Origin of the sequence: Pseudomonas brassicacearum (assembly GCF_003732225.1) — a bacterium.
GTDB classification, from domain to species: domain Bacteria; phylum Pseudomonadota; class Gammaproteobacteria; order Pseudomonadales; family Pseudomonadaceae; genus Aquipseudomonas; species Aquipseudomonas brassicacearum_E.
Map to the genome: position 1 here is coordinate 320,207 of NZ_MOBJ01000006.1, position 24,193 is coordinate 344,399.

The window sequence follows — 24,193 nt, forward strand, 5'->3', positions numbered from 1 at the left end:
TCAACAAAAGAGAGGCAATACCATGGGTGTTTATGACTACAAAAACCACAACTCGGTCGAATCAAAAGCGCTGTTTTCCGATGCGCTGGCGATCACGCTGTATTCCTATCACAACCTCGACAATGGCTTTGCCACGGGCTATCAGCACAATGGTTTCGGCCTCGGGTTACCGGCGACGCTGGTCACCGCGCTGATCGGCGGCACAGACTCGCAAGGGGTGATTCCCGGCGTTCCCTGGAACCCCGATTCGGAAAAAACCGCGCTGGATGCAGTGCAGAAAGCTGGCTGGACACCGATCACCGCCAGCCAGTTAGGCTATGACGGCAAGGTCGATGTACGGGGAACCTTCTTTGGCGTGAAAGCCGGTTACACCACGGCTCAAGTCGAGATCCTCGGCAAGTACGACGCTCAAGGGCATCTCACGGAAATCGGCATCGCCTTTCGTGGCACCAGTGGTCCCCGTGAAATACAGATTTCGGACTCCATCGGTGATGTAATCAACGACCTGATGGCGGCGTTGGGTCCCAAGGATTACGCCAAGAACTACGTCGGTGAAGCCTTTGGTTCACTGCTCAAGAATGTTGCTGAGTTTGCTGCGGCCAATGGCCTGAGCGGCAAGGACGTACTGGTCAGCGGCCACAGCCTCGGTGGGCTGGCGGTCAATAGCCTGGCGGACCTGAGCGGCGATCACTGGAACGGTTTCTACAAGGATTCCAACTACGTCGCCTACGCGTCACCGACCCAGAGCAGCACCGACAAAGTGCTCAACATCGGCTACGAAAACGATCCGGTATTCCGTGCGCTGGACGGTTCAACGTTCAACCTGGCATCGGTGGGCGTACACGATGCCCATCAGGACTCGGCAACCAACAACATCGTCAGCTTCAACGACCATTACGCCTCGGCGGCCTGGAACATGCTGCCGTTTTCGATCCTCAACGTCCCGACCTGGATTTCCCATCTGCCCACCGGGTACGGCGATGGCATGACCCGGGTACTGGAGTCGAAGTTCTACGACCTGACCAGCAAGGACTCGACCATCATCGTCGCCAACCTGTCGGATCCGGCGCGCGCTAACACCTGGGTTCAGGACCTCAACCGCAACGCCGAGCCCCACAAGGGCAGCACCTTTATCATCGGCAGTAACGGTGACGACCTGATCCAGGGGGGCAAAGGCAATGACTACCTGGAGGGCGGCGACGGCAACGACACGTTCAGGGATTCCGGTGGTTACAACATCCTGCTGGGCGGTAAGGGCAGCAACACACTGGACCTGCAACAGTCGGTAAAAAACTTCGACTTTGCCAACGATGGCGCCGGTACTTTGTACGTGCGCGATGCCAACGGCGGGATCAGCATCACCCGCGATATCGGCAGCATCATCAGCAAAGAGCCGGGGTTCCTCTGGGGTTTGCTCAAGGATGACGTGACTCATAGCGTCACCGACAAAGGCTTGCAGGTCGGCAATAACCTGACCCAGTACGCGTCATCGGTGAAGGGCAACGCGGGAGACAATGTCCTCACGGCGCATGCGGCTGGCGATTGGTTGTTTGGCCTGGATGGCAATGATCATCTGATCGGCGGCAAGGGCAATGACGTGTTTGTCGGCGGTGCCGGTAATGACCTGATGGAGTCGGGAGGGGGAAAAAACACCTTCCTGTTCAGCGGCGACTTCGGCAACGATCGGATTGTGGGCTACCAGAGCAGCGACAAGCTGGTCTTCCTCGGCGTCGAAGGTGTCGGGCAAAACTACGACGTACGCGACCATGCCAAAGCGGTTGGCGCCGATACCGTGCTGAGCTTCGGCAACGACTCGGTGACACTGGTCGGGGTTGGGCTCGATCACCTGGCCAGTTCAGCCGTGATTATCGCCTGACGTTAAAAAGCCCGGCGCGAACGTCGGTTCGTGCCGGGCTTTTCAGTGTTTATTCATAGTGAATCACGATGCCTTTGAGCTTGCGTCTCTGCTCGGTGTGGACATCCCGATTCAGCGGAAGCGGAGCGCTGACGTAAGCCGATATTGGCAGGACCATGTCGTAGATCACCACCACCGCATCGCCGCCGATTTTTGCCGCTTCTTCACGCAGTTTCTGCTCGAACTCGTTGACGGGCGGAGCCGGCTGCTCGCTTGAGTGCAGAATCACTTCACCCAACCGTGTGTACGGTCGTGTGGGCGCGCTACGCAATATCTGCACCGAGTTCGGGGACGTGGCGGCTGTGTGCTGGACACCGGCGTATTCGGTGGTGTGCGAATGGATACTACTGCACGCACTGAGCCCGAATACCGCAAGGGCCAGCGCCAGTACTTTGAAGCCAGGCAGGGCAAGCGCGAAGTCCTTATCGCTCAAAGGGCGTTGTAGGGTCTGCACACTGATAATTCCTTGTGATCGAAAAAGGTGGCCTGTCGCTACACGGAAGGCTCCAATACCTGACAAAAACGGTTTCCCAAGCTCAGGGATACGCCTGTCAATTCTGAAAAGCATAGCCACAATGTTCCGGTGAGCCAGGCGTAAACAAAGTTTTCTGCGTTTGCTTTGGTGTTTTTTTTCTGCCATGGCATTAGGAGTCGGAGCCGACGCCACTTGGGCAAAAAATCAAGCGACTGCAATTTTCAAACGCTCAAGATAGCGAGCCAGTATTTCATCATCAAATGTTGATTCGCGAATATCACTTCCCATCAAAAAATGTTTCACATTACTGCAATCCCAGGAATAGTTGTTCTGATACAGTTCTAGAATTGATTCTCCTTCATGCATATCGTCCTTGAAAAGCCCCAGCAAAGGATAAAGATAACTCTCGGAATTTTTCTCCCAAAGTGCAACCCAGTCTTGAAAAGGTATTGTTGGAAGTGTTCGGCCATAGTGATGTCCTACACGTTCGCAGAACTCTTTGAGATCAAGATTTGCGCGATCCGTCTGGCAGAGATTGAATTTCTTACCTAATGCTTTTGGGTTGCGCGAAATAAAAGCAACCGCCCTTGCCATATAGTCAACTGTCGTCAACCCCTCACGCATACAGCACAGTTCTGGAACTGCATTGTATGTCAGGCAAGTCTGAATGAACTTCCCCCACCACTGGTAGTGAGCGGAGACTCCAGTAAGACTATGGCAAGTGGCATATCCCAGGCGAAAGATCATTACGGGGAGGCCTCTGGAAGCTGCAAGGTCAGCTATTTTTTCCATGACCCATTTACTTTGCACATAACCTAGATCTTTACGTATTGCAGGAAGGTTCTCATCAATGTCATCAGTCTCATAAACACGTTTCTTCTTAGTGTATCGATGCCCCCAGCTATAGATTGAAATAGTAGACATCAATATCAGTGGTTTGATTTTTTTTGCAGCAGAAAAAGCTATGACTTGCTTAAGCCCTTCCACGTTGTCTTTCTTCATATAGGAGTAAGGCATGATGAAGTTGACGGCGCTCGCAGAATGATAGACCAGGTCAATCACCTCGGCGAGCAAGAAGTAACTCTCATTGTTCAGGCCCAGGTTCACCTCCGAAAGATCACTGACATAGACGTGAATGCGCGCCCAATCGCGATCCCCAATGGCAACCTGATAACGTTCACTTATTTGTTGTATGCGAGCCATGCCGGCACTGGGGGTTTCACAGCGTACCGGACAATGGATGTCGGCTGCACTTGTAGCCAGCAACTGCCAGAGTAAATGTATACCGACAAATCCTGTTGCTCCGGTGAGCAAGATGTGTTGTGGATCAGTTAATTGAGCGGGATCAAAATCTCCAGAACACTCAATGTTAGATGCCAGTGTCACATCACCTTCGAATGCTCCGACGTGCCTGACCTTGACCTCCTTCTCTTTGGTGTGCATCCGGTGGCACAACTCGGCCGCCAGGTTCTTGAAAACGATGTGTTCATAAATATCGCGAACGGTCACTTTTATCATAAAGTGATCTGTAAGCATCTTTGCCAGTTCCGCAGTTCGCAGTGAATGACCTCCGACATCAAAAAAACTATCGTTCTGTTGGAAGTCTCCATGACCCAGTAGCTTAAACCAGATGCCTGCCAACTCTCGCTGTCTCTCATCAGCAAAATGCTCAAGGTTCAGTGTCGTTGGCTTTACATTTTTCAAGAACTCAAGCAAAGCAGGTTTATCTGTTTTGCCATTGGCGTTGCTGGGGAGAGCCCCAAGGCAAATATATTTTTCCGGCAACATATAATCAGGCAGATCCGCCTCAAGGCTACGGTGGAGGTTAGCAATCAGACGCTCTGAGTGTATTTGCTTATTGCGCGGCACGACGAAAGCAATTAAACGCTTGTCAGCCTGTACTCCCTCGTCTTCAACAACCACCGCAACCGAGTTGACATCTTGCTCTTTAAGTAGGCGAGACTCAATCTCTCCCACTTCCACTCGATAACCGCGTATTTTGACCTGACCATCAATTCGGCCCAAAAACTGGACACTGCCATCCTCCAGCAGACGTGCTTGATCACCACTACGATAAATTCGACGTCCAAGCCTTTCCGAATAGATAAAACGTTCGCCTGTCAGTTTAGGGTCCCCCAAGTAACCACGGGCCAAGCAGTTACCCGCGATACAAAGCTCTCCAATCGCACCCGCCGGAAGGGCAGCCAACTGCTCATCCAGGATATGAACCTCGCAGTTCCCAATTGGAAATCCGATGGACGCTGGTTTATTAAGATGTTTGCTCTCTACTATTTTTGACGTCACGAAAATAGTGGCTTCGGTAGGCCCGTAATAGTCCACTAAGCAGTATGGTAAGTGAGCAACCTCAACGGGATGGAGTTTTTCACCACAGGTATAGAGATATTTTAAATTCAAACCTTCAGGTTGAGCGGCGTTCAACACATCGTAGATTTTCATTGTTGGCACAAACGCATGAGTGATGCTGTTGGTTACACAGAATGCCAAAAAGTCATCACTGTTCAGTAACGAGTCTTCATCCAATAAATAAAGACAGGCACCCGCAATCAGCGTCGACCAGATCTCCGACTGGCAAAGGTCGAATCCTACGGAAGCCATCAACGTAGCCCGACTGGATGGGTTAACCTCTAAATTGAGATTATGTTGCAACATTAACTCGACAATCGAGTGATGTTCAATGATAACTCCTTTTGGGTTTCCGGTAGTTCCCGATGTGAAGATAACGTACATCGCGTCGTCAGGATAAATATCAACTGGTTGAAAAGGTATGTTTTCAGGGGGTTCTAATAATTCCTGGATCGTTTTAACTTCGCAGGATGATAGCGATGAGGTATCGCTGCTGTTGGTGGAAAGCATGATTGATGCAGCGCATTGATCAGCAATGTACTCTTTGCGCCTCTGTGGGATTCGTCGATCCATCGGTACAAATGCAGCACCTACTTTTATAACTGCCAGCAATGCAATGATTAGCTCGATCGAGCGCTCTGCCTGCACCAATACGAGGTCGCCTCGTCCTATATCGCGCGACTGCAAGTATGCTGCTACCGTAGAGCTCTTATGATCTAAAGATGAGTAAGTGAGACCTTCTCCATGGCCAATGATCGCCAATTTTTCAGGGTGAGTAATTAGTATCTTATTGAACAAGCTGACAGCAGTATCCATTATAGAGAGCCTCTTTGATTTATAGGTAGGTCTCACGTAGCTAACGCCACCGCCACCCATGAACTAATTTAGGGAGAACAAGATATCTGCGTCACGCGCAATCAAGCGGGTAGCTTTACGTTGGCCCAAGTGCTTCAGAATCGAAACTGTTAGAAATACTAGTCGTTTATATTATTTTTGAATGAGCGGGCTTCGTTTAAGTCCGGAATATACGCAAAGTTCGTATTCAAGCATGACAACGGTCCGCAGATGCTTGATGGCAGTAGTTCTGAACGTCAGGGCATTTCAAGGGGGTTCGTGCAGAGCCTAAATTATTGGCCAGGCCATGCGTTTACAGGTTGCACCACGTTCGCGCAGCACAGACGCCAGGCGCGATCAACTCAAAACAGGAGATTGAACACAGTGAGTAACAGCAAGAGGCAGGCAGTCGCAGCAGCGCTGATGATTTTATCGGCGAGCGCGATGGCTGAGGAGTTGCCTCATGGCTCGATTTTGAACCGATACGGTGTGACCGCCGATCAACTGCCAATGCCCACACAGGCCGAACAGACTGAGCCTGACCCCGAGAAAAGCCGTTTTCAGATTCAGCCGGAACAACCCTGGGTGAAACTCAGCCTGGGTGACGGCAAACAGCCGCCAGTGACCGGCAACATCAGCATCGATAACGCGAATGCTCGGGAGTACGAGCGCTGCCAAACGATCAGAGGGCAATTGCTGCGGCGCGGTGGGCAGGTTATTTCCTGCGATAACAGTATTCCGGGGCAAGACCCTACACTGCTAACGCCTTAAAGCTTTCGATCATTTTCCTTTGCGGATGGTGGCGACGTCGTCCGCCTTGACCTTGATTTTGGCGCCGGAAATGTCCTCGAACTCAACGAAACCGCCCGTGCCCTTGGTTTTAGGCATGTCCGTGGTCAAATACTGGGTGCCGTTTTGCAACGTCACGACTGTTGGTGACGCGCAACCGCCTAATGCCAGCAAGCCCACGATGGCCAGGGGCAAGCTCAGAATGCGGATATTCATAGACAAACCTCTCTTTCAGAATTCTCTAGATCGTTTTGGCGCACGGGTGCGTCATTTCGATACTGACCGTCCTTGGTGTCACTCATTTCGGTAAAGTTCGGTTTATGGCGGAAAAAGCCACCAAACCGGCTGATGACGATCAGTTAAGCCGTAACGCGATCCGTAGCAGCTGCCGAAGGCTGCGTTCGGCTGCGCAGCGCTCGTAAATCCTGCCTCCACGGTCGATCTGGAAGACCGCATGGTCTGATTTTACGACTACTGCGCAGCCGAACGCAGGCTCCGCCAGCTGCTACGGGGGGGGCGTGATGGCCACTCATCTTTTTCCGTTTGCCAACACTGGGGCACAGCTGATATCTGTACGCATAACCAGTACCTGCTCGCCATGGCGCTTTCAATCTGTGACAGTCAATCCGCTCGATGATCCCTTCTATTACCTGAACAACTTCCAGCAAGTGCTCGCCTGGCTTGAGCAACGCTATGTCGATGTGCTCAGCGTGGAGGAGCAGCAATTTATCGTCGACTTTGGTCGGTTACCGCGCGCCTCCCAGGCACTGCTGGTCAGAATGGTCATGCGCAAGGGCCTGCATTTTCGCCTCGACAAGTTGCACTACGCCGAAATTGGCGAAATCGTCTGTGCGGCAGAACCTTTGTTGAACCTTGGCTGGGTCGACGAACAGGTGCCACTGTCGATTGAGCAACTGTTCGAGGTGCTGCTCAAACCGGAAATCCTTCAGTGTTTCAGCACGGCCATCGAACAACCGAAAGCGAAAAAGTCTGACTGGCTGGCCGCATTGAGCAAGCAATTCACCCAGCCGCAGACTTTCAAGAAGTGGTGCCCAACGCTGGATGACCGGCTGTTGAGCCTGACCATCATGGACCTGTGCGATCGCCTGCGGCTGATGTTCTTCGGCAACCTGTATCAGGACTGGTCGGAGTTCGTACTGGCGGATCTTGGCATCTATACCTACGAGAAAGTCGAGTTTTGCGCCGAGTCCCGAGGCTTGCGCAGTCGTGACGACGTGAGCGCATTTCTCTATCTGCACGATTGCCAGCTGCGTTTTGAAGCCGGGGAGGCGCTGGCACAGGTCGTCGAACAGATCCAGGCACTGCAAACCGTGAACCCCTGGCTTGAGCGGCGGCGCGCCAAGCTGCTGTTTCAGATCGGGCAACACTGCGAGCGCATCACCGATTTCTCGGCAGCACTGGCGATCTACCGCGAATGTGCGTATCCCGGCGCCAGGTTGCGCTTGATCCGGGTGCTGGAGCGTTGCGCTGAGTTTCAATTGGCCCTGGAGTTGGCGAACGACGCTGAACAAGCACCGGAGAGCGCCGCCGAGCAACAACAACTGTTGCGGGTGCTGCCCAGGTTGCGGCGCAAACTCGGCGGGCCGCCGGCGCCACGGATCAAGCCGCGCGAAGTTGAACGTCTGGACCTGAGCCTGTCGCGAGTCGACCCGGCGCTGTCGGTCGAGTTCCACGTTCAGGCTCATCTCGATGAACCCACGGCACCGGTGCATTACGTCGAGAACAGCCTGATCAACTCGTTGTTCGGATTACTCTGCTGGCCGGCGATTTTCGCACCGTTGCCGGGGGCGTTTTTTCACCCGTTCCAGCGCGGGCCGGTGGACCTGCTCAACGAGGACTTTCATTCCCGGCGTGCCGAGCTGTTCCAGGCGTGCCTGGCAGAGCTGGACGATGGGCGTTATGCCGAGACCATCCGCCAGCGTTTTCGCGCCAAATCAGGTGTGCAGTCGCCCTTTGTGTTTTGGGGCGTGCTGACCGAGGAGCTGCTTGAGCAGGCGCTGGACTGTCTGCCGGCCGAACACCTCAAGCACTGGTTCAACCGCCTGTTGCTGGACATCAAGGCCAATCGCGCCGGAATGCCGGACCTGATCCAGTTCTGGCCGCAACACAAGACCTACCGGATGATCGAAGTCAAAGGCCCGGGTGATCGCCTGCAAGACAACCAACTGCGCTGGCTGGAGTTCTGCCACGAGCATCAGATGCCTGTCGCCGTCTGTTATGTGCAATGGGCGGAGATCGAGGCGTGAGTTACAGCGTTGCGGTGCGTGCGTTGTGCGAGTTCACCGCCAAGGCCGGTGATCTCGACCTGCGCTTCACACCGTCGCCGACAGCCCTGGAAGGTATCGTTGGCCACCGCACTGTAGCCTCGCGGCGTAGCGAGACCTATCAAAACGAAGTCGTCCTCGACGGTGAATATCGGCAGTTGAAGGTCAGGGGCAGGGCGGATGGTTACGACCCTGGCCAGAACCGTCTGGAGGAAATCAAAACCTACCGTGGCGAGCTGGAGCGGATGCCGGCCAATCACCGCCAGTTGCATTGGGCTCAAGCGAAAATCTACGGCTGGTTGATGTGCCAGAAGCTGCAATTGGCCGAGATCAATCTGGCGCTGGTGTATTTCGATATCGTCAGCGAAAAGGAAACCAGTCTGCTCGAAACCTGGAGCGCGGTTGAGCTGGAGCGCTTTTTTACACTGCAGTGCGAGCTGTTTCTGCAGTGGGCCGAACTGGAAATGGCTCATCGTGAAGCGCGCAATCAGGCCGCGCAGGTGTTGCGCTTCCCGTACCCGGACTTTCGGCCGGGGCAACGCAACCTCGCCGAATCGGTGTTCAAAGCGGTCAGCACCGGTCGCTGTCTGATGGCTCAGGCACCGACCGGCATTGGCAAGACGGTGGGCACGCTGTTTCCGATGTTCAAGGCGTTGGCGCCGCAGCAACTGGACAAAGTGTTCTTCCTCACGGCCAAGACTCCCGGGCGCAAATTGGCGCTGGATGCGACCCAGGTCATCGTCGACAGCGCCGCTGGCTTGCCGTTGCGAGTGCTTGAGATGATTGCTCGCGACAAAGCCTGCGAGCACCTGGATAAAGCCTGCCACGGCGAATCCTGTCCGTTGGCAAAAGGCTTTTACGATCGCTTGCCGGCGGCACGCGAGGCCGCGAGCCGGGTGACACTGCTTAATCAGGCGGCCCTGCGCGAGATCGCCCTTGAACATCAGGTCTGTCCGTATTACCTGAGCCAGGAAATGGCCCGCTGGGCTGACGTGGTGGTTGCCGACTACAACTACTATTTCGACTTCAGTGCGTTGTTGTTCGGTTTGGCCCAGGCCAACCAGTGGAAGGTTGCGGTGCTGGTGGATGAGGCCCACAACCTGGTGGAGCGCGGCCGGCAGATGTACAGCGCCAGCCTCGATCAATTCACGCTGACTGCGTTGCGCAAAAGCGCTCCCGAAGTTCTGAAGAAGGGTTTGCAGCGGGTCAACCGTGAATGGAACTCGCTGCACAAAGCACAGCTCAGCCCTTATCAGGCCTACGCCAAGGCGCCGGACAAATTGTTGCAGGCGCTGTCGCTCTGCACGGCGACTATCGGCGACTACCTCAACGATCACCCGCAAGGGCTGGACGCTGCGTTGCAAAGCTTCTATTTCGATGCGCTGCAATTCAGCCGGGTCGCCGAGCTGTTTGATGAGCATTTCCTGTTCGACATCAGCAAGCGTGACCTCAACAACACGCGCAGCCTTTCGCAATTGTGTTTGCGCAACGTTGTACCGGCCGGTTTTATCCGCCCGCGTCTGACGGCGGCGCGCAGCACCGTGATGTTTTCCGCGACCTTGAGCCCGCAGCGCTATTACGCCGACCTGCTCGGGTTGCCGGCGACCACGGTGTGGATCGACGTTGAGTCGCCGTTCAGTGCCGAGCAGCTCAAGGTGCACATCGTCAGCCGGATCTCCACCCGGTTCGTGCACCGGCAGGCTTCGCTCGCACCGATTGTCGAGCTGATGGCCCGACAGTTCACAGAACGCCCCGGCAACTACCTGGCGTTTTTCAGCAGCTTTGATTATCTGCAACAGGTGGCGCAGTTGTTTGCCGAGACCTGGCCGCAGATCAACCAGTGGTCGCAGTCACGTGGCATGGACGAAGCCCGGCGTCAGGAGTTTCTTGAACAGTTCACGCCAGCTAGCCAGGGCATCGGCTTTGCGGTGTTGGGCGGGGCGTTTGGTGAAGGCATCGACTTGCCGGGTTCACGGCTGATCGGCGCCTTCATCGCAACATTGGGATTGGCGCAACTGAACCCGGTCAACGAGCAGCTGAAACAGCGCATGGCCGCAATTTTCGGCGCCGGTTACGACTACACCTACCTGTTTCCCGGTGTGCAGAAGGTGGTGCAAGCCGCTGGACGGGTGATCCGTACCCAACAGGATCAAGGTGTAGTAATGCTGATCGATGACCGCTTTGGCGAAAGCAAGGTTCAACAGCTGCTGCCGCGTTGGTGGTCGGTCAGCGGGCGCGTGTGAGGCGTCCCGCAGCCATCAATGCATGCCGACTGTCCAGTCGGCCCGGCGCTGAGTCTGAACCCCGCGTACCTGGCGCAGCATGCTGACCAGTTCTGCCGCAAATCGATGGCAGTCGCCCGGCCAGCGTGCGGTCAGCAGGTTGCCGTCGCGCACGATAAACCCGTGTTGCGGTTTATCTGTCGAATCGCGTTGCGGGAACAGCGGCCCCGGCAAGAAATCATGGGGGCTGGCCAATGCCGCGGTGACTTCGGCCTGTACTGTTTGCGGATACGTGCGGTAGTAACGGCCGAGCCAGGGCGCGGTGACCCACCAGGCCGGCAACTCCATGGTGTTGGCCAGCAACGCGGTCACCTTGCGACCGTGCAGCACCGAAAACACGTTGTCGGCATCCAGCGTGCGGGCCAGCAGCAATACGCCATGGCAGACTGCCGCGACCGGTTTCTGTGCCTCAAAGAAGTGCCGGACAATCCGCCGCGCGTCTTCGGACTCCAGCAAACTGCGCATGCCCTTGGCATGGCCACCGGGGATTACCAGCCCCTCGAACTGCTCGGGATCCACGTCAGCATAGGCCATGGGCGACCTGAAATTTTCGTCGATGGTCATGGTCACGTAATGCTGAAGATCTTCTTTGCGGGTCATCAGCAGCGAATTCAGCGGACCGAAACCGATGTCCACCAGTCGCGCGTCGGCATAGGCCGGCAAGCCTTGCGGCGTGGCAAAGCGCACCTCGATCCCGGCGTCGTGTAACGCCTGCCAGGGCACGCTGCTTTCAGTGGGGTCGTAGTCAGCCTGAGGTAACAGGAAAAGCAGCATGCACAGGGCCTCGAGACGTCAGCGCGGGGGATCGGCTATTGACCAGAGTCTGGACGCAGTGTCAGGAGTACGCCAGCCATTGCCAGCATCATTCGATGCATGAAGGGGGCTTAAGCCGGCATGAACTGAAACTTGAACAGCGTGCACGGGTAGCCGTCGACGGACAGCTTATGGCAAGTGAACTCACCCTGGGTCAGTTGCGAGATGACTGTGGCCCAGAATGCCTGGGCCGGATGATTGGCGTCGATATGAAAAATCTGCCACTGACCGGGAAGCTGCTTGAGCAGGGCAGACACTGCACATTTCCCGACACCGCGACCTCGATAGCGGCGACTGACGAAAAAGTAACCGATGTTGTACTGCACGTCGTCAAAACGAACCGCATCGTCGACCGTCACAAACCCGGCGATGTCGCCGTCAACCTTGATCAGAAACGGCTGCGTCGCAGGCTTTCTCCAGTAGTCGAGTTTTGGCTGAATATTGAAAAAGCCATGCGCGCCAAACTTCAGCGGCAGCCACTCGCTGAAATCGTACATGTAGAACTGCATCAGGTTTTCGATGCAGTCCAGTTCGTCCCGTTGTGCGCAGTGCAGTTCGATCGTGGCCATTGTCCGAAGCTCCAGTCGATTCGATGGCTATGGCCATTAACCTAGCACCTCACGCAAACGATGCCACAACATACCCAGTGCCAGGAGCGGTGTACGCAATGCACGCCCACCAGGAAAGGTCATGTGCGGCACCGCGCTGAAAACGTCCATGCCTTGACTGTGCCCGGCGTGAATCGCCTCGCCCAGCAAGCGTGCAGTCCAGTGCGTGACGTTAAGGCCATGCCCCGAATAACCCTGGGCGTAAAACACATTCGGATGCTCTGGCAAACGCCCGACCTGAGGGAAGCGGTTGGCAGAAATGCCAATCCGGCCGCCCCATTGATAGTCGATGCGCACGTTGGCCAGTTGCGGGAACACCTTGAGCATGTGCGGGCGCATGTAGGCAGTGATATCTGCTGGATCACGCCCGGAATAGTGGCAGGCGCCACCGAACAGCAGGCGCCGATCAGCCGAAAGCCGGTAGTAGTCGAGGCCGACTTTCTGGTCGCACAGCGCCAGATTCTTCGGGATCAACTCGGCGGCAGCCTGCGCCGATAACGGCTCGGTGGCGATGATGTAGCTGCCCGCCGGCAGCACCTTGCCGCTGAGCTTTGGCTCAAGCTCCTCCAGATGTGCGTTGCAGGCCAGCACCAGACTCCCGGCGCGCACCGATCCGCTCGCGCAACGAACCTGCACGGTGCTGCCATGGATGATCTCCAGCACCGGGCTTTGCTCGAAGATCCGTACCCCCAGTGACTCGGCCACTCGTGCCTCGCCGAGTACCAGATTGAGCGGGTGCAGATGGCCGGAGCCCATGTCCACCAGTCCGCCCGCGTAAACACCGGAGTTCACCACTTGCCGCATGTCCTCGGGGCTGACGAGGCGGGTTTCGTGGGCATAACCCTGGGCGTTCAGGGTTTGCTGCTCCAGCTGAAACGCGGCGAATTGCGCGGGTGTGTTGGCCAGTTCGCAAAAGCCCCAACGCAGGTCGCAGTCGATGCCGTGCTCGCGGATGCGATTGCCCACCACCTCGACCGATTCGATGCCCGCGCGCTCCAGATAGCGCACACCTTCCTGACCGACGTAACGGGCAAAGCCCGAAATGTCATGGCCAATGCCGCGGATCAACTGCCCGCCGTTACGGCCACTGGCGCCCCAGCCGATCCTCCGGCCTTCCAGCAGGATCACCGAGAGCCCGCGCTGGGCCAGTTCAATGGCGGTGTTGACGCCGGTAAAACCGCCGCCAATCACGCAGACGTCGGCCTCAAGATCCGACGTCAGCGTCGGGTGTTGCACCATCGCGTTGGCGGAGGCGTTGTAATAGGAACGGGCGTGTTCCGCCGACAGGTTTATTGCAATCTGATTCATTTGTTGGACTTCACTTTGCTCCAGGAGCGGGTCATCACACGCATGATTTCCGCTGTCGGTGTGGTCGAGATATACAGCTTGTCCAGCACCGCCTGGGAGGGATAAACCTCTGGATTGTTCACCAGCTCCGCGTCCATGAACTGCTTGGCCGCAGGGTTGGGGTTGGCGTAACCGACGGTGGCGCTGACTTTGGCGATCACCTCCGGCTCCAGCAGGTAGTTGATGAATTCGTGGGCTTGCCTGGCGTTGCCGGCGTCTGCGGGCACGGCCAGCAAGTCGAACCACAGGTTGCTGCCTTCCTTGGGAATCGCATAGGCGATGTTCACGCCGTTCTTCGCTTCCTTGGCACGATTCGCCGCCTGGAATACGTCCCCCGAGTAACCGAAGGCGATGCAGATGTCGCCGTTGGCCAGATCCGACACGTACTTGGAAGAGTGGAAGTAGGTGATATAAGGGCGCAGCGTCAGCAGCTTGGCTTCGGCTTTTTTGTAGTCTTCGACATTGGAGCTAAGTGGGTCCATGCCCATGTAATTGAGCACCGCCGGGAATACTTCGTCGGGCGAGTCCATCATTGATACACCGCACTGGGTGAGCTTTTTCAGGTTTTCCGGTTCGAATAGCACGGCCCAGGAGTCGATGTGATCGATGCCCAGCACTTGTTTGATCTTGTCGACGTTGTAACCGATGCCGTTGGTGCCCCACAGGTACGGCACCGAATGCTCGTTACCCGAGTCATTTTTCTCCAGCAGTGCCAGCAATTTCGGGTCGAGGTTTTTCCAGTTCGGTAGCTGCGAGCGGTCCAGTTTGAGGAACGCTCCGGCTTTGACCTGACGGGCCAGGAAATGGTTGGAAGGTACCACCACGTCATACCCGGTACGCCCGGCGAGCAGTTTGCCTTCCAGGGTTTCGTTGGAGTCGAATACGTCGTAGATGACCTTGATACCGGTTTTCGCCTGGAAGTCGGCGAGGGTGGTCGTACCGATATAGTCGGTCCAGTTGTACACACTGACGCTCGGCTGCGCTTGTGCGCCGAGGCTGCAAAACAGCGCGAGCGCTGCGGGAACGACTGATTTCAATAGACGCATTTCGACACCCCTTTGAATGATTGTTTTCGATGTGTGTTTGGTCGGAGCTTTTCAGTCAAGCGCAATACATGTGGGAGCGAGCTTGCTCGCGATAGCGGTAGTTCAGTCAGCATTGATGTTGAATGTAATGCCGCTATCGCGAGCAAGCTCGCTCCCACAGGGGTAGTGTTTCAATTGACTGGAGTCAAACGCTCAGCAACAGGAACTCGCGTTCCCAGGAACTGATCACCCGCTTGAAGTTTTCGTGTTCGGCACGTTTGACCGCGACGTAGCCGCGGACGAACTTGGTCCCCAGATAACGCTCGATGGTCGGGCAGTTTTCCATGTGCGCCAACGCATCCTCGATGGTGATCGGCAGACGCAGGTTGCGTCGCTCATAGGCGCGGCCTTGCACTGGTGCGCTCGGCTCGATGCGCTCGATCATGCCCAGGTATCCGCACAACAGGCTGGCGGCGATGGCCAGGTACGGGTTGGCATCGGCGCCCGGCAGGCGGTTTTCCACGCGCATGGCCTCGGGACTGGAGGTCGGTACGCGCAGGCCGACGGTGCGGTTTTCTTCGCCCCATTCGACGTTGACCGGTGCCGAGGTGTCCGGCAGGAAGCGGCGGAACGAGTTGACGTTGGGCGCGAACATCGGCAGCAGTTTTGGAATGTACTTTTGCAGACCGCCGATGTGGTGCAGGAACAGCTCGCTCATCTGGCCGTCGTCTGTGGCGAAGATCGGTTTGCCGGTGGCGATGTCGACCACGCTCTGGTGCAGGTGCATGGCGCTGCCGGGTTCGTCGCCGATCGGCTTGGCCATGAAGGTCGCGGTGACGTTGTGCTTGAGCGCCGCTTCGCGCAGGGTGCGCTTGAACACGGTGATCTGGTCGGCCAGATCCAGCGCATCGCCGTGACGGAAGTTGATTTCCATCTGTGCCGGGCCGTCTTCGTGGATCAGCGTGTCGAGGTCCAGACCTTGCAGTTCGCACCAGTCGTAGACGTCTTCGAACAGCGGATCAAATTCGTTGGCTGCATCGATGGAAAACGACTGGCGACCGCTTTCGGCGCGGCCCGAACGGCCCAGCGGTGCCTTGAGCGGCAAGTCCGGATCTTCGCAGCGCTGGGTCAGGTAGAACTCCATTTCCGGCGCCACGATCGGCTGCCAGCCCTTGTCGGCATAGAGCTTGAGGACTTTCTTCAAGACGTTGCGCGGCGACAGTTCGATCGGATTGCCGAGCTTGTCGAAGGTGTCGTGAATCACGATGGCGGTCGGCTCGATGGCCCAAGGCACCACGTAAATCGCCGAAGAGTCCGGTCGGCAAACCATGTCGATGTCGGCAGGGTCGAGCAGGTCGTAGTAAATGTCGTCGTCGACAAAGTCCCCGGTTACCGTTTGCAACAGCACACTTTCCGGCAGGCGCATGCCTCGCTCATGCAGGAACTTGTTGGTGGGCGCAATTTTGCCGCGGGCGATGCCGGTCAGATCGCTGACAACACACTCGACTTCGGTAATCTTGTGATCTTTCAGCCATGTGGACAGCTGATCGAAAGGGGCATTCATAAAGACCTCGTTGTTGGTTTTATCAGCGCCAGAGTTGATCTCTGCATTCCGTACAAGCGGCAAGAGACTTCCCCTGTAGCGCGTTGACGACTATCTTGGGCGAGGCGTTTCGATCCATCTATCCACTTTAAGCAGAACCAGAACGCACCAAAAAAGTGCGCACAGGTCATTCCATGACAGAGTCAAACCCCTTGCACGTGCAGGCTTTCAACACCGCTGATGTCGCCGAACAGATCCGCGCGACCCCTGGGTGGGTGCAGCACTATCAGCAGATGTCGCCCGGGCATTTCGCAGGGCAAGTGCGTTATCTGGACCTGCAAGGCGTGGAGATTTACGAGGAATGCATGAACACCCGTGTCGAGCAGAATTTCAGCGCTCCACCGGGTTCACTGGCGTTCTGTTTCGATCGCAGCGACAACGCGCTTTATGTGTTGAACGGCGAAAGCCGCAACATCTGGATCACCCCGGAGAACTACCAGGAAGTGGCCGTGGTGTTCGGCCCGGAGTTCGTTCAGCGCCACGGCCTGAGCATCGAACGGCTGGAAGGCTTGTTCATGGCGCCGCTCAATTCGCAGCAGAACGCGTTGTTCAGCCGCTGGCTGAGCGGCACCCTGACGCGGCTGTCACAGACCTTCGATCCACCGAGCAAGGAAGCGCTGACCCAGCAGCTTCTGGACGACTGCCTGTTCATTCTCGACAACGCCTGCGTCTGCCTGGACCGAGGCGCGTTGCTGCGGCGGACGGGGGAGCGGGCGATCATGAAGCGGGTGGGTGAATGGGCTGCCGACACGCCGGAAGAGAACCTCAATTTGCTGGAGCTTTCCCAGGTCGCCGAAGTCTCGCTGCGTCAGCTGCAACACGCGTTCAAAACCTACACCGGCATGGCGCCGACGCAATGGCTGCGCTTGCGCAGGCTCAACAGCGCCCGCCGCGAATTGCTCAGCCGAACGGTCACCGACACCACGGTGGCCGAAGTGGCGATGAACTGGTCGTTCTGGCACCTCGGCCGGTTTTCCAGCAACTACCGGGCGCTGTTCAAGGAATTACCGAGTGACACGCTCAAGCGCGCTTGCGCCAGTCAGCCGAATGGGCGCGTGCCTCGTTAGAATGTTGGCGGGGTAATCACCCAGACCACTATCGCGTCGACGTCGCCGGGGTTGCCATAACGGTGGGGTTCCTGGCTGGAAAAGCTGAAGCTGTCGCCTTCGTTGAGCTGGAAATAACGCTCTGCGACCCACAACTCGAAACTCCCCGACAGCAGATAACCGGCTTCTTCGCCTTCGTGGCTGTAGCTGTGCTGGCTGTAGGTGCCGGGCGGGAAGCGTGAATGGAGCATTTCCAGCTGACGGTTGGGTTGTGGCGTCAGTAGCTGGTCGACGATACCGTCTTCGTAATGCACGCTCATGCGGCTGTTTTTGCGCACCACGTAACCGTGGTCTTCGGGCGCGGTGTTGGCTTCACTGGCGAAGAACCACTGAATCGTCACGCCCAGGCTGCGGGCGATGTTGAACAGCGCGGGGATCGACGGGTAGGCGAGGTTGCGTTCGAGCTGGCTGATGTAGCCTGCTGTCAGCTCACTCAATTGCGCCAGTTCAGCCAGGGTCATGCCCCGACGTTTGCGCAGGCCGCGAATTCGTGTGCCGAGAAAATGCGGTTCGGCGGTGCCGGTTGCGGGCTGTGTCGTGCTGTTGCTCATGGTGAGTTCCGAACCGGGCTGATGAGCGAAATCCCTGTGGGAGCGAGCTTGCTCGCGATAGCGGCAGCACATTCAACATCAATGTTGGCTGACCCGCCTCTATCGCGAGCAAGCTCGCTCCCACAGGTTATACGGACCCGGAGTATAAACAGCCTCACAGCTCCCAGGCGACTTTCAAGCCTTCGTAAATCGCTTCTTCGGCGGTACGCGGTGCCAGGCAGTCGCCGATACGCCGAAACTCCACCAGGCCTTGCAGCTCGAAACCCAGGGTGTCCACCGGTTGATGGCCTTGGCAGAGCACCAGCGTGTCGATGTTTTCGAACAGCATCGGTTCGCCACTGGCGGTGTGTTGCAGGTAAACGGTGTTGTCATCGGAGCCGTAAAGCCGGGCATAAGGCGTGATCGGAATGCCCAGCTTATGCAGTTCTCCGGCCAGTTGATCGCGCACGTACAGCGGCAGGTTTTCCCCGCAATGGGTGCCATTGACCGCCAGTTGCACTTGATGACCGGCGCGCACCAGACGCTCGGCGATACCGGGGCCGATCCAGTCACAGCGCCAGTCGACCACCACCACCGAACGACCGATCTGCACTTCATCACGCAGTACCTGCCAGGCGTCCACCACCTGCAACTCACCACCGCGTTCGAACGCTGGCCAGTAGGGCTCGGCTCCCGTGGCGACGATCACCATGTCCGGCCGCTCGCGCTCCACCAACGCCCGGTCGACACGGGTATTGCGCACCACGCGCACCCCGGCCAGTTCCATCTCGCGCTGGAGGTTGGTGCTGGCACCGCCGAACTCGCTGCGTCGCGGCAGCAGTTGCGCCAGCAGCACTTGGCCACCGAGTTGCGCGCTGGCCTCGTAAAGGGTCACCTCATGTCCGCGTTGCGCGGCCACCGCAGCGGCTTTCATCCCGGCAGGGCCACCGCCGGCAATCATGATGCGTTTGCGCTGGGTGGTCGGTTGCCGCTGGCCGAACAGCAGTTCGCGACCGGTTTCCGGGTGCTGGATGCAGGAGATCGGCAAACCCTTGTGGAAGTGCCCGATGCACGCCTGATTGCAGGCGATGCAGGCCCGCACGTCTTCGGCGCGGCCGGCGTCGGTCTTGTTGGGCATTTGCGGGTCGCAAATCAGCGCGCGGGTCATGCCGCAGACATCGGCCTGACCACGCGCCAGAATCAGTTCGGCTTCCTGCGGCTGGTTGATCCGGCCGGTGACGAACAGCGGAATGCTCAGGCTGGCCTTGAACGTCCCGGCTTCCTTGGCCAGGTAAGCCGCTTCGATCGCCATCGGCGGCACGATATGCACCGCGCCGCCCAACGACGCCGAGGTGCCGGCGACGATGTGCACGTAATCCAGCTGCGCTTGCAGTGACTTGACCGCTTCCAGCGACTCGTCTTCGGTGAGCCCTTCGGGGTCGCGCTCATCGGCGGAAATGCGCAAACCGATGATGAAGTGTTCATCGGTGTTGGCGCGCACGGCGGCGATCACTTCGCGCAAGAAACGCAAGCGCTGTTCCAGGTCACCGTTGTACTCGTCGGTGCGGCGATTAACCCGTGGATTGATGAATTGCGCCGGCAGGTAACCATGGCTGGCGACCACTTCGACACCGTCCAGCCCAGCCTGATACAGGCGCCTTGCGGCGGCGCCATAACCGCCGACGATTTCGTCGATCATCGCCTGATCGAGGGCACGCGGCATCACCCGGAAACGCTCGTTGGGCACTGCCGAAGGCGAGTAGGCGACCGCCAGCAGACCATCGCTGGACTCCATGATCTCGCGTCCCGGATGGAAGATCTGCGAGAGCACCACGGTGCCGTGGGCGTGGCAACTTTGTGCGAGTTTTCGGTAGCCCTCGATGCAAGCGTCGTCGGTGGCCATCAGCACATGCGAGGTGTAGCGCGCGCTGTCATGCACGCCGGCCACTTGCAACACGATCAGTCCGACGCCGCCTTCGGCGCGCGCCTTGTGGTAGGCGATCAGTTGCTCGTTGACCAGGTTATCGGTGGGCATCGAGGTGTCATGACCGCTGGACATGATGCGGTTTTTCAGGCGTTTGCCACGAATCTGCAAGGGTTCGAACAGATGGGCAAAAGCTGGGGTCGAGGTCGGCATGGTGCGGGTACTCCAGGCGGGCTGAAGCCGAAAGGCCGGGGTTTCGGCGTTGTTGTTATTGCCCTATAGAAATTTACCGCTAGTAAAAAATCAACTTGTTTTTTTACTGGCGCATGCAGTAGCTTATTTTGGCGCCCACTCCTGGGCATAGGTATCTACACAACATTGAAATGCGATGCAGGACAGCTCCCGTAGCAGCTGCCGAGCTTGCGAGGCTGCGTTCGGCTGCGAAGCAGTCGTGAAATCAGGCAGCGCGTTCTTCCAGGTAAACCGCGTATGCCGGATTTGCGAGGACTTCGTCCTCGAACGCAGCCTCGCAGGCTCGGCAGCTGCTACGGGAGTTGGAGTAGAACGATGTGTAGAGACTGATGCACTCCTGGGGCGAACCTCACCACAATAAAAAAGGGTCACACCGGCGTTTGCTCACGTGACACCTGCACGAGGAACCACTGATGAAATCGAATACGTTCAAGCACGGTTTTTATCCCTTGTTGTTGACCCTGGCCATCGGCCTTGGCAGCGCTCAGGCAGCACCGGAGATGGTGGTGGTAGGTTACGGCGGAGCCGGACAAAAAGCCCAGGATGTGGCGTTCTTCCAACCCTTCAGCACCGCGGATCGGAGCAAGCTGATCCAGAGTGAATACAACGGCGAGATGGCCCGGATCAAAGTGATGGTCGACACCGGCAACGTCGATTGGGACGTGGTGCAGATCGAAGGCCCGGACCTGATGCGCGGCTGCGACGAAGGCATGTACGAACGACTGGACTGGAAGATTCTGGGACGCGCCGAGCAGTTGATCCCGGATGCCGCGCAGGAGTGCGGCTCGGCGGCGCTGGTGTGGAGCGTGGCGATTGCCTACGACACCCAGAAGCTTGCGCAGGCCCCGACCTCATGGGCCGACTTCTGGGATGTGCAGAAATTCCCCGGCAAGCGCGGGCTGCGCAAACGTGCGGTGTACAACCTGGAGTTCGCCTTGCTGGCGGATGGGGTGAAGGTCGAGGATGTGTATTCGGTGCTGAGCACCCCGCAGGGCGTGGACCGGGCTTTTGCCAAACTCACCGAACTCAAACCGCATATCCAGTGGTGGGAAGCCGGCGCGCAACCGGCGCAATGGCTGACCGCCGGCGATGTGGTGATGACGTCGACCTACAGCGGGCGTGTGGCCGCCGCTGCGCAGAGCGGCAGTCATTTCGGGCTGGTCTGGCCGGGCAGCCTGTACGGCATGGACTACTGGGCAATCATCAAGGGTTCCAAACACGTCGATCAGGCCAAGCGTTTTATCGCTTTTGCCAACCAGCCGGATGCGCAGGTCAAGTATGTCGAGCAGATCCCTTATGGCCCGACCAACACCCAGGCCGCCGCCCGGCTGGACAGCAAACTGGCGCAATGGGTGCCGACTGCGCCGCAAAACCTCAAGGGTGCATTGTCGATGAACGTGGCGTTTTGGGTCGATCACGGCGAGGAACTTGAAGAGCGTTTCAACGCCTGGGCCAGCAAGTAACCGTAAGCGGCTGGACGTTTAGCAGCGTCCAGCTTTACTGTCTGCGCAGCCGATCAGCCTGGAGAACCAGAACAATGAATGAGATCGCAACCCACCTTGGCGCCACGCCTCAACGCAACGCCACCGAGCAGCGCCTGCGTGAGGAACTGGCGGCGTGTTATCGATTGATCGCGCACTTTCGCATGACCGATCTGATCTTTACCCACATTTCAGTGCGCCTGCCGGGGCCTGAACATCACTTCCTGATCAACCCTTACGGGCTGATGTTCGATGAGATCACGGCCTCCAATCTAGTGAAGATCGGCCTGGATGGCCGGGCCGTGGAGCCGTCGCCGTATCCGGTCAATCCGGCGGGTTTCGTGATTCACAGCGCGATTCACGGTGCCCGGGAAGACGCGCACTGCGTGCTGCACACTCACACCAGATCCGGCTGTGCGGTGGCGGCGTTGAAGTGTGGGTTGTTGCCGGTGAACCAGATTTCCATGGAGTTTTATGGTCGGGTTGCTTACCACGACTATGAAGGCGTGGCGCTGGACCTGAGTGAGCAGCAGCGACTGGTGCACGACCTTGGCGACAAGCCGGTGTTGATGTTGCGCAATCATGGTTTGCTGACCGTCGGTGAAACCGTGAGTCAGGCCTTCTTGCGCATGTATTACCTGGAAAAGGCCTGCGAAATCCAACTGGCCGCGCAAGCCTGCGGTGAGCTGGTACTTCCGCCGGCCGACGTTTGCGAATACACCGAGCGCCAGTTCAACGACCACGGTCGACCGCTGGACGAGGGCGAGTTGAGCGATCCGGATGGCATGCAACTGGTGTGGCCCGCGCTGCTTCGATTGCTTGAACGGGTAGCGCCGGGTTATCGCGATTGATCTGAGTGCCCTGTGTTGAATGGGCTGCCCCCATCGCGAGCAAGCTCGCTCCCACAGGGTTTGTGTCGAGCACAAGTGATTGTGGCCGCCCGGATCAAGTGTGGGAGCGAGCTTGCTCGCGATGGGGGCAACACGGTCACTCAGGCGTGCGACTGACTGGAGACTTGCCATGCTCTTGCTGTACAGTCGTTTAGCTCGCGGTCTTCCCGGCCGCGACCCCTAACGATTGATCCAGGAGAGTGTCGCGCATGAGTCAGGAAGCCCGTTTTTCCCGCATGGAGCCGGAGTTGCGCAAGGCCAACCTGATCGAGGCGACGCTGGTGTGCCTCAAGCGCCACGGCTTTCAGGGCGCGTCGATCCGCAAGATTTCCGCCGAGGCCGGGGTCTCGGTCGGGCTGATCAGTCATCACTATTCCGGCAAGGACGAACTGGTGGCCGAGGCCTACATGGCAGTCACCGGGCGGGTCATGAGCCTGTTGCGCGAGGCCATGGAACAGGCCGCACCCACTGCGCGTGAGCGCTTGTCGGCGTTCTTCCGGGGTTCGTTTTCCGCGGAGCTATTGGACCCACAACTGCTGGATGCCTGGCTGGCGTTCTGGGGCGCGGTCAAAACCGCGGAAGCGATCAATCTGGCGCACGAACATTCCTATGGCGAGTACCGCGATATATTGCGCAAGGTCCTGACCGAGTTGGCGCAGGAGGAGGGCTGGGAACCGTTCGACGCCGATCTGGCGGCCATCAGCCTTAGCGCCTTGCTCGACGGCTTGTGGCTGGAGTCGGGACTCAACCCCGGCACCTTTACCCCGGACCAGGGCATACAGATTTGCGAAGCCTGGGTCGACGGTTTGCAGGCCGGTGGACGCCAGCGTTTTTGTTTGCAGACGACGGGCTGTTGATCGCCCGTTCAGCAATGGATACTCTCTGGCGCCGGTGCAGGAAAAAACTCTAATAAGAAACACGCCTTCGGGCATACGCAGGACACCAAGCGATGACTCCTCGGGTACTGATCGTCGATGACGATCCGCTGATTCGCGAACTGCTGCACGCCTACCTGTCCCAGGAAGGCTACGACGTACATTGCGCTGCCACGGCGGAACTGGCCGAAACCTTTCTGGCGAGCCAGACGGTCGATCTGGTGATGCTCGATATTCGTCTGCCGGGCAAGGACGGCCTGACCCTGACCCGGGAGCTGCGGGTCCGTTCGGAAGTCGGGATCATTCTGATCACCGGCCGCAATGATGAAATCGACCGCATCGTCGGCCTTGAGTGCGGCGCCGATGACTACGTGATCAAACCCCTGAATCCACGAGAACTGGTGTCCCGGGCAAAAAACCTGGTGCGCCGGGTTCGTCATGCGCAGACGCCGCAACCGGTGGCGGCTATCTCCCGGCCGGTCAAACAGTTCGCCGCGTGGGCGCTGGATACCGACCGTCGTCGGCTGATCGACCACGCCGGCAGCGAAACCCTGCTGACCCACGGCGAGTACCAGTTGCTCAGTGTGTTTCTGCGCAACAGTGGCCACACCTTGAGTCGCGACCAGTTGATGGACCAGATCCGTAACCGCGAGTGGGTGCCGAACGATCGCTCCATCGACGTGCTGGTCGGGCGCTTGCGGCGCAAGTTGCATGACGATCCGGCCGAGCCGCAATTGATCATCACCATCCACGGCGCCGGTTATCTGTTCACCGCCAGCGTGGCGGCCTGAGCCG

At 57.8% G+C, this 24,193-nt stretch carries 19 protein-coding genes; 9 read left to right on the forward strand and 10 right to left on the reverse strand.

The window, feature by feature from the left end:
- The first annotated feature begins 22 nt into the window (after positions 1 to 22).
- Positions 23 to 1,876, forward strand: coding sequence for a polyurethane esterase (locus BK659_RS08200; protein ID WP_123424576.1), 1,854 nt, complete (start codon positions 23 to 25; stop codon positions 1,874 to 1,876).
- Between the two features lie 49 nt (positions 1,877 to 1,925).
- On the opposite strand, the gene BK659_RS08205 is transcribed toward BK659_RS08200, so the two are convergent.
- Positions 1,926 to 2,348 carry a hypothetical protein gene (locus tag BK659_RS08205; protein ID WP_123424894.1) on the reverse strand — a complete coding sequence of 141 codons (423 nt, stop codon included), beginning with the start codon at positions 2,346 to 2,348 and terminating at the stop codon, positions 1,926 to 1,928.
- Between the two features lie 246 nt (positions 2,349 to 2,594).
- A complete protein-coding gene (locus tag BK659_RS08210) occupies positions 2,595 to 5,570 on the reverse strand; it encodes an amino acid adenylation domain-containing protein (protein WP_185015294.1) in 2,976 nt (991 codons plus the stop codon).
- Positions 5,571 to 5,972: 402 nt separating this feature from the next.
- Here BK659_RS08210 and BK659_RS08215 point away from each other — a divergent pair, with 402 nt between their 5' ends.
- The gene (locus tag BK659_RS08215; RefSeq protein ID WP_123424578.1) at positions 5,973 to 6,359 is read left to right on the forward strand and encodes a hypothetical protein; all 387 of its coding nucleotides are present in this window, start codon (positions 5,973 to 5,975) and stop codon (positions 6,357 to 6,359) included.
- 9 nt (positions 6,360 to 6,368) lie between these two features.
- Here BK659_RS08215 and BK659_RS08220 read toward each other — a convergent pair whose 3' ends face one another.
- The gene (locus tag BK659_RS08220) at positions 6,369 to 6,593 is read right to left on the reverse strand and encodes a YgdI/YgdR family lipoprotein (RefSeq protein WP_123424579.1); all 225 of its coding nucleotides are present in this window, start codon (positions 6,591 to 6,593) and stop codon (positions 6,369 to 6,371) included.
- 398 nt (positions 6,594 to 6,991) lie between these two features.
- On the opposite strand from BK659_RS08220, the gene BK659_RS08225 reads away from it, so the two are divergent.
- Positions 6,992 to 8,644, forward strand: coding sequence for a VRR-NUC domain-containing protein (locus BK659_RS08225; protein WP_123424580.1), 1,653 nt, complete (start codon positions 6,992 to 6,994; stop codon positions 8,642 to 8,644).
- On the forward strand, positions 8,641 to 10,905 hold the full coding sequence (locus BK659_RS08230; protein WP_123424581.1) for an ATP-dependent DNA helicase: 2,265 nt from the start codon (positions 8,641 to 8,643) through the stop codon (positions 10,903 to 10,905). The genes BK659_RS08225 and BK659_RS08230 overlap by 4 nt, the downstream gene beginning before the upstream one ends.
- Positions 10,906 to 10,920: 15 nt before the next feature.
- Here BK659_RS08230 and BK659_RS08235 read toward each other — a convergent pair whose 3' ends face one another.
- From BK659_RS08235 to BK659_RS08255, 5 genes are all read right to left on the reverse strand, one after another.
- Positions 10,921 to 11,718, reverse strand: coding sequence for a DJ-1/PfpI family protein (locus BK659_RS08235; RefSeq protein ID WP_123424582.1), 798 nt, complete (start codon positions 11,716 to 11,718; stop codon positions 10,921 to 10,923).
- Positions 11,719 to 11,828: 110 nt separating this feature from the next.
- Positions 11,829 to 12,326 carry a GNAT family N-acetyltransferase gene (locus BK659_RS08240; protein WP_123424583.1) on the reverse strand — a complete coding sequence of 166 codons (498 nt, stop codon included), beginning with the start codon at positions 12,324 to 12,326 and terminating at the stop codon, positions 11,829 to 11,831.
- Between the two features lie 36 nt (positions 12,327 to 12,362).
- Positions 12,363 to 13,673, reverse strand: coding sequence for an NAD(P)/FAD-dependent oxidoreductase (locus BK659_RS08245; protein ID WP_123424584.1), 1,311 nt, complete (start codon positions 13,671 to 13,673; stop codon positions 12,363 to 12,365).
- On the reverse strand, positions 13,670 to 14,758 hold the full coding sequence (locus BK659_RS08250) for a polyamine ABC transporter substrate-binding protein (protein WP_123424585.1): 1,089 nt from the start codon (positions 14,756 to 14,758) through the stop codon (positions 13,670 to 13,672). Before BK659_RS08250 ends, BK659_RS08245 begins: the two co-directional genes overlap by 4 nt.
- Positions 14,759 to 14,942: 184 nt before the next feature.
- Positions 14,943 to 16,301, reverse strand: a complete 1,359-nt coding sequence (locus BK659_RS08255; RefSeq protein WP_123424586.1) for a glutamine synthetase family protein — start codon at positions 16,299 to 16,301, stop codon at positions 14,943 to 14,945.
- Between the two features lie 173 nt (positions 16,302 to 16,474).
- Between BK659_RS08255 and BK659_RS08260 the strand changes: the two genes are divergently transcribed.
- Positions 16,475 to 17,407 carry a helix-turn-helix domain-containing protein gene (locus tag BK659_RS08260; protein ID WP_123424587.1) on the forward strand — a complete coding sequence of 311 codons (933 nt, stop codon included), beginning with the start codon at positions 16,475 to 16,477 and terminating at the stop codon, positions 17,405 to 17,407.
- Here the strand turns inward: BK659_RS08260 and BK659_RS08265 are convergent.
- Positions 17,404 to 17,997: a cupin domain-containing protein gene (locus BK659_RS08265; protein ID WP_123424588.1), complete on the reverse strand. Its 594-nt coding sequence runs from the start codon at positions 17,995 to 17,997 to the stop codon at positions 17,404 to 17,406. The genes BK659_RS08260 and BK659_RS08265 overlap by 4 nt on opposite strands.
- A 154-nt stretch (positions 17,998 to 18,151) precedes the next feature.
- Entirely contained in the window at positions 18,152 to 20,113 is a 1,962-nt protein-coding gene (locus BK659_RS08275; protein ID WP_123424590.1) for an oxidoreductase, read from the reverse strand.
- Between the two features lie 452 nt (positions 20,114 to 20,565).
- Here BK659_RS08275 and BK659_RS08280 point away from each other — a divergent pair, with 452 nt between their 5' ends.
- The 4 genes from BK659_RS08280 (at position 20,566) to BK659_RS08295 (ending at position 24,189) form a co-directional block, all read left to right on the forward strand.
- Complete coding sequence (locus tag BK659_RS08280; RefSeq protein ID WP_123424591.1) at positions 20,566 to 21,615, forward strand: ABC transporter substrate-binding protein; 1,050 nt, start codon at positions 20,566 to 20,568, stop codon at positions 21,613 to 21,615.
- 74 nt (positions 21,616 to 21,689) lie between these two features.
- Positions 21,690 to 22,484 carry a class II aldolase/adducin family protein gene (locus tag BK659_RS08285; protein ID WP_123424592.1) on the forward strand — a complete coding sequence of 265 codons (795 nt, stop codon included), beginning with the start codon at positions 21,690 to 21,692 and terminating at the stop codon, positions 22,482 to 22,484.
- A 248-nt stretch (positions 22,485 to 22,732) separates the two neighbouring features.
- Positions 22,733 to 23,380 carry a TetR family transcriptional regulator C-terminal domain-containing protein gene (locus BK659_RS08290; protein ID WP_123424593.1) on the forward strand — a complete coding sequence of 216 codons (648 nt, stop codon included), beginning with the start codon at positions 22,733 to 22,735 and terminating at the stop codon, positions 23,378 to 23,380.
- 92 nt (positions 23,381 to 23,472) lie between these two features.
- Positions 23,473 to 24,189 carry a response regulator gene (locus BK659_RS08295; protein WP_123424594.1) on the forward strand — a complete coding sequence of 239 codons (717 nt, stop codon included), beginning with the start codon at positions 23,473 to 23,475 and terminating at the stop codon, positions 24,187 to 24,189.
- Positions 24,190 to 24,193 lie beyond the last annotated feature (4 nt).

Coding starts and splice junctions, on each gene's coding strand:
- BK659_RS08265 (WP_123424588.1), bottom strand. CDS start 17,997: ATGAGCAACAGCACGACACAGCCCGCAACCGGCACCGCCGAACCGCAT.
- BK659_RS08280 (WP_123424591.1), top strand. CDS start 20,566: ATGAAATCGAATACGTTCAAGCACGGTTTTTATCCCTTGTTGTTGACC.
- BK659_RS08210 (WP_185015294.1), bottom strand. CDS start 5,570: ATGGATACTGCTGTCAGCTTGTTCAATAAGATACTAATTACTCACCCT.
- BK659_RS08275 (WP_123424590.1), bottom strand. CDS start 20,113: ATGCCGACCTCGACCCCAGCTTTTGCCCATCTGTTCGAACCCTTGCAG.
- BK659_RS08260 (WP_123424587.1), top strand. CDS start 16,475: ATGACAGAGTCAAACCCCTTGCACGTGCAGGCTTTCAACACCGCTGAT.
- BK659_RS08245 (WP_123424584.1), bottom strand. CDS start 13,673: ATGAATCAGATTGCAATAAACCTGTCGGCGGAACACGCCCGTTCCTAT.
- BK659_RS08220 (WP_123424579.1), bottom strand. CDS start 6,593: ATGAATATCCGCATTCTGAGCTTGCCCCTGGCCATCGTGGGCTTGCTG.
- BK659_RS08200 (WP_123424576.1), top strand. CDS start 23: ATGGGTGTTTATGACTACAAAAACCACAACTCGGTCGAATCAAAAGCG.
- BK659_RS08240 (WP_123424583.1), bottom strand. CDS start 12,326: ATGGCCACGATCGAACTGCACTGCGCACAACGGGACGAACTGGACTGC.
- BK659_RS08235 (WP_123424582.1), bottom strand. CDS start 11,718: ATGCTGCTTTTCCTGTTACCTCAGGCTGACTACGACCCCACTGAAAGC.
- BK659_RS08295 (WP_123424594.1), top strand. CDS start 23,473: ATGACTCCTCGGGTACTGATCGTCGATGACGATCCGCTGATTCGCGAA.
- BK659_RS08290 (WP_123424593.1), top strand. CDS start 22,733: ATGAGTCAGGAAGCCCGTTTTTCCCGCATGGAGCCGGAGTTGCGCAAG.
- BK659_RS08285 (WP_123424592.1), top strand. CDS start 21,690: ATGAATGAGATCGCAACCCACCTTGGCGCCACGCCTCAACGCAACGCC.
- BK659_RS08255 (WP_123424586.1), bottom strand. CDS start 16,301: ATGAATGCCCCTTTCGATCAGCTGTCCACATGGCTGAAAGATCACAAG.
- BK659_RS08250 (WP_123424585.1), bottom strand. CDS start 14,758: ATGCGTCTATTGAAATCAGTCGTTCCCGCAGCGCTCGCGCTGTTTTGC.